The sequence below is a fragment of the Veillonella caviae genome, assembly GCF_003992125.1.
Taxonomy (GTDB): domain Bacteria; phylum Bacillota; class Negativicutes; order Veillonellales; family Veillonellaceae; genus Veillonella; species Veillonella caviae.
The window spans coordinates 1-11440 of the sequence record NZ_RQUY01000020.1; the positions used below are offsets into that span (position 1 = coordinate 1).

The 11440-nt window shown below is 38.3% G+C and carries 14 protein-coding genes and 1 riboswitch; of the genes, 12 read left to right on the forward strand and 2 right to left on the reverse strand.

Annotated features, from left to right (window positions below):
• The first annotated feature begins 149 nt into the window (after positions 1-149).
• Complete coding sequence (locus EO120_RS09250) at positions 150-869, forward strand: alpha/beta hydrolase (protein WP_206512481.1); 720 nt, start codon at positions 150-152, stop codon at positions 867-869.
• Positions 870-891: 22 nt separating this feature from the next.
• On the forward strand, positions 892-1305 hold the full coding sequence (locus tag EO120_RS09255) for an alpha/beta hydrolase (RefSeq protein WP_206512482.1): 414 nt from the start codon (positions 892-894) through the stop codon (positions 1303-1305).
• Positions 1306-1436: 131 nt separating this feature from the next.
• Here the strand turns inward: EO120_RS09255 and EO120_RS07270 are convergent, their stop codons facing one another.
• Positions 1437-2315, reverse strand: a complete 879-nt coding sequence (locus tag EO120_RS07270) for a LysR family transcriptional regulator (protein ID WP_127134824.1) — start codon at positions 2313-2315, stop codon at positions 1437-1439.
• A 166-nt stretch (positions 2316-2481) separates the two neighbouring features.
• Here EO120_RS07270 and EO120_RS07275 point away from each other — a divergent pair, with 166 nt between their 5' ends.
• From EO120_RS07275 to rpsI, 3 genes are all read left to right on the forward strand, one after another.
• Positions 2482-3081 (forward strand): DapH/DapD/GlmU-related protein, encoded by a 600-nt coding sequence (locus EO120_RS07275; RefSeq protein ID WP_127134825.1) that lies wholly within the window; start codon positions 2482-2484, stop codon positions 3079-3081.
• A 240-nt stretch (positions 3082-3321) separates the two neighbouring features.
• Positions 3322-3762 carry a 50S ribosomal protein L13 gene (gene rplM, locus EO120_RS07280; RefSeq protein ID WP_127134826.1) on the forward strand — a complete coding sequence of 147 codons (441 nt, stop codon included), beginning with the start codon at positions 3322-3324 and terminating at the stop codon, positions 3760-3762.
• 20 nt (positions 3763-3782) lie between these two features.
• On the forward strand, positions 3783-4175 hold the full coding sequence (gene rpsI, locus EO120_RS07285) for a 30S ribosomal protein S9 (RefSeq protein ID WP_005377846.1): 393 nt from the start codon (positions 3783-3785) through the stop codon (positions 4173-4175).
• A 140-nt stretch (positions 4176-4315) separates the two neighbouring features.
• Here the strand turns inward: rpsI and EO120_RS07290 are convergent, their stop codons facing one another.
• Entirely contained in the window at positions 4316-4756 is a 441-nt protein-coding gene (locus EO120_RS07290) for a folate family ECF transporter S component (protein ID WP_241234917.1), read from the reverse strand.
• A 64-nt stretch (positions 4757-4820) separates the two neighbouring features.
• Positions 4821-4919, reverse strand: a riboswitch (THF riboswitch).
• Positions 4920-5181: 262 nt separating this feature from the next.
• Here EO120_RS07290 and fabM point away from each other — a divergent pair.
• From fabM to ilvA, 7 genes are all read left to right on the forward strand, one after another.
• Complete coding sequence (gene fabM, locus EO120_RS07295) at positions 5182-5970, forward strand: trans-2-decenoyl-ACP isomerase (protein WP_127134827.1); 789 nt, start codon at positions 5182-5184, stop codon at positions 5968-5970.
• 211 nt (positions 5971-6181) lie between these two features.
• A complete protein-coding gene (gene pgl / locus EO120_RS07300; RefSeq protein WP_127134828.1) occupies positions 6182-6937 on the forward strand; it encodes a 6-phosphogluconolactonase in 756 nt (251 codons plus the stop codon).
• A 20-nt stretch (positions 6938-6957) separates the two neighbouring features.
• The gene (gene tatA, locus EO120_RS07305; RefSeq protein WP_127134829.1) at positions 6958-7203 is read left to right on the forward strand and encodes a twin-arginine translocase TatA/TatE family subunit; all 246 of its coding nucleotides are present in this window, start codon (positions 6958-6960) and stop codon (positions 7201-7203) included.
• A 12-nt stretch (positions 7204-7215) separates the two neighbouring features.
• Positions 7216-7524, forward strand: coding sequence for a heavy-metal-associated domain-containing protein (locus EO120_RS07310; protein ID WP_127134830.1), 309 nt, complete (start codon positions 7216-7218; stop codon positions 7522-7524).
• Positions 7525-7582: 58 nt separating this feature from the next.
• Complete coding sequence (locus EO120_RS07315; RefSeq protein ID WP_127134831.1) at positions 7583-8026, forward strand: cupin domain-containing protein; 444 nt, start codon at positions 7583-7585, stop codon at positions 8024-8026.
• 473 nt (positions 8027-8499) lie between these two features.
• Positions 8500-10170, forward strand: coding sequence for a dihydroxy-acid dehydratase (gene ilvD / locus EO120_RS07320; RefSeq protein WP_127134832.1), 1671 nt, complete (start codon positions 8500-8502; stop codon positions 10168-10170).
• Positions 10171-10206: 36 nt separating this feature from the next.
• A complete protein-coding gene (gene ilvA / locus EO120_RS07325) occupies positions 10207-11430 on the forward strand; it encodes a threonine ammonia-lyase (protein ID WP_127134833.1) in 1224 nt (407 codons plus the stop codon).
• Positions 11431-11440 lie beyond the last annotated feature (10 nt).

The following is an 11440-nucleotide window of genomic DNA, read 5'->3' on the forward strand; positions in this document are numbered from 1 at the left end:
TGGAATGAGCTACATATGTCTACAAATTTTCCAACTTATTGGGATTAGTCACACACACTTTTTGTCCTATAACCCGTAATGTATATATCATGAGGTTAGACGATATATATTCAGTTATATAAACGTGTAGTATGAAAGGATTTATTCACATGAAAAATTGGAAAAAAGCTTTATTAGTTGCATCTGTATTAACTTTAGGCGCTGTGGGTGCTTACCAACCTTCTTATGCAGCATCTAACGCAACAGTATCTCAAAGTCAAGTACACTTACAAGGTGCTACGATGGCTAATGGCATTGCTAATGATACTCGTACTTTCGCCATTGACAATAATATCAAAGTAGTAGATGTACGCTTTCCTAATAAATTTGGTTTTACTGTAGCTGGTCACTTATATTTGCCAGCAAACTTCGATGCAAATAAAAAATACGATGCTATCGTAGTAAGTGGTGCATTCGGTGCTGTTAAAGAACAAACATCTGGTTTACATGCACAAGAGTTGGCGAAACGCGGTTTCGTAGCAGTCGCTTTTGATCCATCTACAAATGGTGAAAGTAGCGGCGAAATCCGTGATGTAGGATCTCCTGAGATTTATACAGAAGACTATAGCGCTGCAGTTGACTTCTTAGGTTCCTTAGATTTCGTTAATCGTAATCGCATTGGTGCTCTTGGTATCTGTGGTTTGTCCGGCCCTGCTATTACGGCTGCAGTCAATGATGTTCGTATTAAAGCGGTAGCGACTACAGCTATGTACGATATGTCCGATAGTATCCGTAACCACTACAATGGTTCCTATTATACACCTGAACAACGTGAAGCAGTAAAGGCTGAAATGGCGAAAGAGCGTTGGGAAGCAAGTAGATACTGGTAAACAAGTTCGTTCCTACCATGAAATGCCTGTAGATGCGAATAACAATGTAACTAGCGGTAATGGTATCTTGTTACCTGATCAATCCGTTCAAACAGACCCTGTAACAACTCGTTTCCAAGAGTACTACAAAGGCCGTGCATACCATGAACGGGCAGTAAACTCCGCATCTATGTGGGATAACCGCACTAAATATGGTTTTTTTGGTTTCTCCTTAATGGAACACATCGAAGAATTAGGTGATCGCCCAGTTCTTATGATTACAGGCGACAAAGCTCACTCCAAATACTTCACAGATGAAGCATATGCTAAAGCAGGTAAAAATAAACAACTTATCGTAGTGCCCGGTGCAGACCATGTTGACTTGTACGATAATTTGAACCTCATTCCTATGGACGCAATGGCTGACTTCTTCCACAAAAGTCTTGATAATCAATAATTAAATACAGAGCAGTGCTCTAGAATATTGATTAGCATATAACTAAAAAAAAGACGCGTATTCGTTGAAATACGCGTCTTTTTATATGTGAGTGGATCACACGATATTTTGATTTACTTAAACATTAATAGTTATTCTTTGGAATAATTTGAAATCTCTTCTTGCAAAGTATCTAAAAATAGTTGCGATGCCTGTGAAAGCGCCTGATTTTTTCGCCAAATAATACTGGAGTTAACAGTTAGTGTTGGTGACAACGGGATTGTACAAAGGTCAGTGCCTTCTGTATTTACTAGTCCATCGATAGCAATGGCAGAACCAAGGCCTGCTTTTACCATGAATAGTCCATTATTGATTAATGTATAGGTGCCGCTGATTTCATAGGAGTCGATAGATTGCCCAAGCCAAGATTCCAGAAATGTATCTACATGACTTTGTCCAGATGTAATGAGAGGTTCCTTTTCGATGTCGTCTTTTGTAATAGTGGATAATTGTGCTAAGGGATTGTCTTTTTTTGTTATGAGAATGAAGTGATCTTCGTAAGGTAAGTCGATATGATTATATTTACTTTTATCTACATGGCCCATAACGACGGCGAAATCGATGACGCCAGAATCGAGTAAAGGCATTGTTTGATTGGCATTGCCACTCACATAGTGACAGCTGATGCGAGGATGGTCGATGCGAATGCTTTTTAGAATTAGCTCATTGTGGTATGTTTCGGCGCCACCAATATTAATAGGGCCTGCAACATCATCCGTGCTTTGTAAATTGGATACCGTATCATTGACGATGGTTAAAATATCCTTTGCTTTACTGAAAAAATATTCTCCGTCTTGCGTTAGGCTAATGCCGCGATTCGTTCTTTCAAATAGGATAGTGCCTAATTCATCCTCTAAATCGCGTAATTGTATAGATAAAGTAGGCTGTGTAATATGAAGGCGTTGTGCTGCCTTTGTCATGCTCATTTCTGTGGCGGTAGTCACAAAATATTCTAATACGCGTAATTCCATACTAACTCCTTACATGTGTTGTTATAGGTTGTGCCTATAACTAGAGATGTGTTACAAATAATTCCTTTGTGTAGCTAAAACTATTATACTAACTATATAGTATATACTTTCATTACAACAATGTAATAATTATTGGCATATATATTTTTTATAGTAAGGACGCATCATGAACGATACAATTTTGGCAGCATTAGGGAATGGTAGAGAATGGAATCGATTAATAGAGGGTCAAACTGCATATATATCCTTTACATCCGAAATTTTTAAAGAGGTTCATCGTATAGTAGATGAAACGAGTCGACTTAGTGGTCGATTAGCCTTAGAAGGGTATACTCGTGAAGGTGCACGTCAGGTACTATCTGAAATATGGGGGCATCCCGTAGGTGATGATGTTACTGTATTTATGCCGTTTAATACGGATTTTGGAAGACATACTGTAGTTGGTCATAATGTATTTATCAATAAAGACGCTATGTTTGTTGATCTTGGAGGAATCACCATTGAAGATGATGTGCTTATTGGACCTAGGGTTAGCCTTATTACAGTTAACCATAATTTAGCACCGGATCGCAGAGCTGATGTGGAAGGTAGTCCCATTGTAATTAAACGGAATGCATGGTTGGGCGCTAATGTAACAGTACTGCCAGGTGTTACTATCGGTGAGAATGCCGTTGTGGGCGCTAATAGTGTAGTAATCAAAGACGTACCTCCTAATGCAGTAGTAGTAGGGACACCTGCTAAAGTAGTAAAATATGTAACGGACTAACATACATGGGGAAAATTTGAAATGGAGACACGAGGGCATCAGTGTATGAGTATTCATTGGAATTGACAGCTATCGGTGATACGCATTTTATTATATCTAAAAAGCTAAATTCTCATTGACACTGACCTCTAAAATCTGTATACTATTTTGAGTAAGCTTTAGTCGTGTTTCCATTAGCCCCGGAAGCAAAGGACGAGCTGATTTTGGTAGAATTATGACGTTATTAGGAGGATATGCAGCATGAAAACTACATTTATGGCCAATCCGAACACAATCGAACGGAAATGGTATGTTGTTGACGCTGAAGGTAAAACTTTAGGACGCCTTGCTGCCGAAGTTGCAAAAGTTCTTCGGGGCAAACATAAACCAACTTTCACACCACACGTAGACACTGGTGACCATGTGATTGTTGTAAACGCAGAAAAAATTCGCGTAACTGGTAAGAAATTGGAACAAAAAGAATATTTCCGTCACTCTGGCTACCCAGGTGGTTCCCGTTTCACTAAATTGTCCATGATGCTTGAAAAACAACCTGAACGTGTTGTTGAAATGGCAGTTCGTGGTATGCTTCCAAAAAATAAATTGGGTGCACAACAATACCGTAAATTAAATGTATACGCTGGTGCTGAGCATCCACATGCAGCTCAAAAACCAGAAGTATTAGAAATTTCTGTACGATAATCTAGAGGGAGGAACATATAATGGCAGTAGCACAATATTACGGCACTGGTCGTAGAAAATCTTCCGTTGCTAGAGTTCGTCTGGTACCGGGCACAGGTAAAATCACTGTTAACAAACGTGAACTTAATGAATATTTCGGTCGCCAAACTTTGGAATTGATCGTAAAACAACCTTTGAACTTGACTAACACTGTTGAACAGTACGATGTTATCGCCACTGTTGCAGGTGGTGGTCCATCCGGTCAAGCTGGTGCAATTCGTCACGGTATTTCCCGTGCGTTATTGGACGTAGATGGCGAACTTCGTCAATCTTTGAAAAAAGCTGGTTTCTTGACTCGTGACCCACGTATGAAAGAACGTAAAAAATACGGTCTTAAAAAAGCGCGTAAAGCATCTCAATTCTCCAAACGTTAATATGGAGAATATAAAATACAACAACCATTATGGTTGTTGTATTTTTTTACCTATTTTTAGTGACTCTATGTATTAATTATAATTGTTTTTATGGATAAATTTGGATAATGTTTTATAGATAATAAAGATCAGTCCTACTTCTAAGGGAAAACAAATAATATTTTTATGAGTCGCCCCATAAAGATAGCAGACATAGCTTTATCATAAAATATAGTGAGCCATAATGTATTGAGGCCTAAATGAATACATATGGTAACAATTAGTTCTGGAATACAGATTGTTTTGATTGTAATGGGCTTTTTATATAAAAAGTATCCATATACAGCACCAGTTAAAAAATCTGATAGAATAAAACCAGGGAAGAATACACCTTTTCCGAAGAAGAACATTCCTATGCAAGATGCGATTCCTGCCATTATGCCCGCTCTAAGTGGACCGTGCATGATTGAGAATAAAGCGGTAGGAATAAACCCAAAGGTTATATGAATAAAAGTCGTATGAATAGCAAAAATATATGACATTAATATGGTTAGTGTTATAAAAACACCTGTTTGCGTTACGAGCGCAGTATTTGTGTTCATGTAGAATCTCCTTCCAATACATAGCGTTGCTACATATTGAGATGAGAGATTACACTCATTATGTAGCAGCGGGATGCAATAATCGTACCGCAAGCGTATGCTTTTCGTCTTAGTGACAACTCCCCGTTCACTAGGCACTTAACGCACGATTATTTACTCTGCTAAAAATAGGCTTGACGTTACGATACCATATATTGGATGAACTCGCAATTGTTCTAACTAAATCTGAAACATTTTATGTAATTTTGAAGGGAAATTTCTTATTACTTTTTATTAAGGGTAGTATACATTATTTACAAGAGATTGCAAATTTTTTATAATATAATTAATATAATCGAAATCATTCGATTTGATAATTGTTGTATTTTCTTAGATATGAATCATAACAGTTATATTAGTGTACTGTATTCGGCAGGAGATTAAATATGTTATATAATACAATTCAATATATCGTAGATAATGGTGTGGGGACGTTGACCTTTAATCGCCCAAATGTGGCTAATGGTTTTAATGTAGAAATGTGCAAAGAAATCCTCCATGTTATGGATCGCGCTAGTACTGATGAAAGTGTAAAAATTTTGCTCATTAATGCAGAGGGAAAAGTATTCTCTGCTGGTGGCGATTTAACGGAAATGGAGCGTGCTGTAGATAGTGGTGATACAGAATCTTTGTTTGAAATCGTTGAGTTAGTAGCTCAAATATCTTTGTCTATGAAACAATTATCAAAACCTGTAGTAATGAGTATTCAAGGTGCTGCAGCTGGTGCTGCCTTTAATATGGCTTTAGCTGCTGATTTTGTTGTTGCATCTAGTAATGTGCGTTTTATTCAAGCTTTCGTGAACGTTGGGTTGGCACCAGATGCTGGAGGACTTTATTTGTTGACTCGCTCTATCGGTATGAATCGAGCTATGCATATGGTTATGACTGGTGACGCGGTATCTGCAGAAAAAGCGAAAGAGCTTGGTTTTGTATATAAAGTATGTGAGCCAGAAGACTTACAAACAGCGACAAAACGTCTAGTTGATAAGTTGGCAAAAGGACCTTCTCAATCCTATAAAGTGATGAAGGAAATGATGTATGCAGCTTTCTTATCTGGCTGGGAAGAGTACAAAACACTAGAAGTAGAAAAACAATGTTTATTGGGATTAACTGATGATTTTAAAGAAGGGGTACGAGCTTTTGCAGAACGCCGTCGCCCTAAATTCGGACAATAAGTTTTATAGTATTTCTCCTTCATAGAAATACTATGCCACATTACTATTCAATTTTTGGCAGGAGTTAATATACTCAGAAACGTGACCTCTAGGATTAGAGATTTTATCTAATCTTAGAGGTCACCTTACATTTCTATAGATTTCTTTGAAATATTACAATAATTGCCGTATAATATAAATGTTAACCATAATAGATAAGGAGGACCATGTAATGGGTCAAGATATCATAAAAAGCTATGTAAATTCTAATGATGCAATTCATGCATTAGCTGAAAATTTCATAGCTTTCACAGATGCAGAAATAAAGCGTACAGATTCCTGCATTGTAGGGATTACTGGTGGCACTGTGATTAATGGTTTGTTAGAATTGTTAAATACGCCAGAATATATTGAACGAATTAATTGGGAACGCACTTTTTTCGTTTGGACTGATGAGCGTTTTTTATCACAAGCTCATGAGGATAATTATTTTAACCGTGTTAAACAAGTACTGTTATGCAAGGCAATTGGAGCAGCTCATTTTTTCCCAATTCATACAGATTCTAGAACTGTAGTAGAAGCGGCAGAGGAGTATGAAAAAGAAGTAAAGAATGTGTTGAAAGCATGTAAAAAGGAAGGACTTGATTTAGCTATTCTTGATCTTGGGGAAGATGGTCATACTGCAGGTCTATTTGCTGGTTCTCATGCGTTGCGTGAAATAGAGAAGGATGTGGTAGCTGTTGAAGATGGTAAGGTATGGGAGCGAATCTCTATGACCTTTCATTTTTTAGCGAAAACAGACTGTATTTGGTTTACCGTGATAGGAGAGAAAAAGCGAGCGGCTTTAACAAAGGTATTATATCAACGGGAAGACTATGAGGATACACCTTGGGAGAAGCGCATCGGCCGTGTATTGCCTGGGGCGGTGCTTTCACAAGATAACATAGTTTGGTATGTAGATGAAGCAGCCTATCCAAAGAAAGGTTAAATTATAGTAAAGGAGTTAGCATGGGATCTATCGGTACACAAGAGTTAATCATTATATTGGTTATTGCCCTCGTTATATTTGGCCCTGGTAAATTACCAGAAGTGGGTAAAGCCATTGGCAAAGGGATTAACGAGTTCAAGGATGCTGTTATGGGCCCTAAAAAGGCAGCAGAAGAAACGAAAGAAGCGGTTAAAACGGCCACTACTATCGATGTTACAGCAGGGGCTAAAAACGACGATAAAATTAAAGAAACAGAAGAAAAGTAAGGAGACTATACTATGTGCAAAGATTGCGGTTGTGGTAAAGAAAATGGTGTTGTTACTAAGGTTTTCAGTGTTCCTGGTATGATGTGCAATAACTGCAAAGAAACTGTAGAAAGTGCTACATTAGGTCTTGATGGGGTGCTTAGTTCTATGGTAGATTTACCAGAAAAAAAAGCAACTATTTCTTTTGACCCGAATATATCTAGCGTTGAAGTGATTACAACAGCCATCGAGAAAACAGGCTTTGAAGTGGAATCGGTGATTGATGGCGTTCAACAACATAGCCATGGTATTTTGGGAACTTTGAAACGTTTCTTTAAATAATAGTATATATAGGCTGTGTGGTGTTTCACACAGCTTTTTGTGTATAGGTGGTGATTATATGATACGTAGATTTGATAAAAACAATTATAAATGGGAAGGTGTAGACACATTAGTATATAAACAAGATGGGAGCCCTTTTAAAGACGTAACTCGCCAAGTGCTATATGATGGTGCCTATGATATTCCTTGTCAATTCCGATATTTTGAATGCTTGCCTGGAGGGTATTCTACCTTAGAATACCATGATCATACCCATATGGTTATGATACAGCGAGGTAAAGGACAATTGTTATTGGGTGATGAAGTTTTTGATGTAAAATCAGGTGATTTTATTGAGATTCCTGGTAATACGATTCATCAATTTCGTGCTAATAAAGGAGACTATATTGGATTTCTATGTCTTGTGAATAAAGAACGAGATAAGGTGAAGTTATTGTCTCAGGAACAAATGGAGAAGCTTCAAAATAATCCCCAAATTAAAGCATTCTTAGAAAGTTGTTAATTGTGATTCTCGGTGGTATATATTAAAGGGGAATATCTTTTTTCTATGGCGAATCATTATAAAAATATATATGGTTTTCTATAGAATAGCCCCATGTTTATATTGCGTAGCGTGAGGGAACGTGATATTATAATTTTATGTTATAGATTTTTTTAGGAGGAAACATGTTAGGTTTAGTCATTAGCTTGTTGATTATCGCGCTGGTCGTGATTATTAATCACATTCGAATTATGAACAACAACTTAACACGTTTTGTCTTAGAAGTTCCGCGAATGGTTTAATATACATCAATAAGATTTTGACAGTTTATTTCTTATGTGTATATTCGTCATAGGTTACGTTGTATACCTATAGTAGGGTTCTGTAAACATAAGCAATTTCATTTGTATACTTTTAAGACGATTCGTAGGAATCGTCTTTTTTTATTCGTTTGTGAAAGCCAAGTGCAGCTTTCATCTGCAGAGGAGATTATTATGAGTTGTAGAAGTGAAAATTTGACTACAGGGGTCGCTCGTGCACCACACAGATCGTTATTAAAGGCATTGGGGTTTGTGGATGAAGAAATGGGCAGACCGATTATAGGTATTGCCAATTCTTTTAATGAAATCATTCCAGGTCATGTGGGCTTGAAAAATGTTGTACAAGCTGTAAAAGATGGTATCCGCAATGCTGGTGGTGTACCGATTGAGTTTAATACTATTGGTATTTGTGATGGCCTTGCAATGAATCACATTGGCATGAAATATTCCTTAGTGACTCGTAATATCATTGCTGATTCTATTGAAGCTACTGCTATGGCAACGCCATTTGACGCTATGGTATTCATTCCTAACTGCGATAAAGTTGTACCAGGTATGTTAATCGCCGCAGCACGCCTCAATATTCCGTCCGTATTCGTATCTGGTGGCGCTATGCTTGCCGGTGTGCATAAAGGTAAAAAAATTGGTTTGTCTGATGTGTTTGAAGCAGTAGGTAAACACCAAACAGGTGAAATGGGCGATGCAGAGCTACATGATATTGAAAATAGCGCATGCCCTACTTGTGGTTCTTGTTCTGGTATGTATACGGCTAACACTATGAATTGCTTGACGGAAGCGCTTGGTATGGGCTTGCCTGGCAATGGGACTATTCCAGCGGTATATTCAGAACGTTTGCGCCTTGCCAAATTGGCAGGTATGCAAGCTGTAGAGGTATTAAAAGCTAATTTGCGTCCAAAAGATATTATGACGAAAGAGGCTTTTGAAAATGCAGTGGCTCTCGATATGGCATTAGGTGGTTCTTCTAATACGGCGCTCCATTTACCAGCTATCGCTCATGAAGCAGGTGTCGACTTGTCTTTAGATGATTTTGATCGCATTGCACAAATTACACCGCAACTATCTAAACTATCTCCATCGGGTATCTATTTTATCGAAGACTTATACGCTGCAGGTGGTGTATCTGCAGTAATGAAACGGTTAGCAGAAAATGGCCGTTTACATACTGATTGCCAAACTGTAGCATTGAAAACACAAGGAGAAATCGTTGCAGCCGCTCAAGTTGTGGATGAAGATGTAATTCATCCGTGGAATAATCCTGTTCATGAAACAGGTGGGATTGCCGTATTAAAAGGTAATTTAGCAGAAGATGGTTCCGTTGTAAAAGCTGGTGCGGTAGCTGAGGATATGCTTGTTCACTCAGGCCCTGCTAAGGTATTTAACTGCGAAGAAGATGCAGTAGAAGCGATTATGGGCGGTAAAATTGTTAAAGGTGACGTTGTGGTTATCCGTTATGAAGGGCCAAAAGGTGGTCCTGGTATGCGCGAAATGTTGACACCAACATCTATTATCGCTGGTATGGGGCTTGATAAAGATGTAGCATTATTAACAGATGGACGTTTCTCTGGTGCCACTCGAGGTGCTTCTATCGGTCACGTGTCTCCAGAAGCAGCAGCAGGCGGTACCATCGCTGTCGTAGAGGATGGAGATATTATTAATATCGATATTCCAAGTGGTAAATTAGAATTGGCTGTTAGCGACGAAGAAATTGCACGACGTAAAGCTGCTTTACCTCCATTTAAGAGCAATGTAACAGGATATTTGAAGAAGTATGCCCTTCATGTATCCTCTGCAGCACAAGGGGCTATCGAGATCTTAGAGGACTAAGGGGTATCAATCATAACCTTAGGAGATGGTGTATAGATGCATAAATTATATGATTTTATGGAAGCAAGAGAGCGCTTATCCACTATTACGGTAAAAACAAAATTATTGCACAGTGAGGTATTTTCTGACGAATGTGGTAATGATGTATATATTAAACCTGAAAACCTGCAAATTACAGGCTCTTTCAAAGTGCGGGGCGCATATAATAAAATTTCAAAATTAACGAATGAAGAGAAAGTTCGTGGCGTAATTGCCGCATCGGCGGGAAATCACGCACAAGGCGTTGCATTAGCAGCTAAACGTCTTGGTATAAAAGCCACTATCGTTATGCCGAAGCATACACCGCTCATTAAGGTGAATGCCACTAGACAATATGGGGCGGATGTAGTTCTTTATGGAGAAATCTATGATGAGGCATACCAAAAAGCCATGGAACTACAAAAAGAGCATGGCTACGTATTTGTTCATCCTTTCGACGATGAAGATGTTATCGAAGGCCAAGGGACTATTGCATTAGAAGTATTAGAAGAACTACCTGATGCAGATGTGCTACTCGTTCCTGTTGGCGGTGGTGGTATTGTGGCAGGTATTGCAGCGGCGGCAAAATTAAAAAATCCGCAAATTAAAATCATCGGTGTAGAACCAGAAGGGGCGGCTAGTTGTAAAGCAGGTCTTGTAGCGGGGCATCCAGTGAAACTTGATGAAGTGTCTACTATTGCAGATGGCACTGCAGTAGCTACCATTGGTACAAAAACATTAGACTATGTAAAACAATACGTCGATGAAATTGTTACTGTTTCTGATTATGAATTAATGGAAGCATTCCTCTTATTGGTAGAAAAACATAAACTAGTAGCAGAGAACTCCGGTATTTTACCATTAGCGGGGCTTAAAAAATTGAAATGCCGAGGCAAAAAAGTGGTAGCTATTGTCAGCGGTGGTAATATCGATGTGCTTACTATTTCCTCTATGATTAATAAAGGTCTTGTTTTGCGCGGTCGTATTTTCACATTCTCTGTGAACTTGCCTGACAAACCAGGACAGTTAGTGGCTGTATCGCAAATGCTTGCTGATGCAGATGCGAATGTAATCAAATTAGATCATAATCAATTTAAAAACCTAGACCGTTTCCACGAAGTAGAGTTACAAGTGACAGTGGAAACAAATGGGGAAGAACATATTAAGAAAATCATTGAAGATTTTAAACAAAAAGGGTATACCATTAAGCGCTTAAATTCTACGGAAATATTATCAGAATAGGCGTGGTATC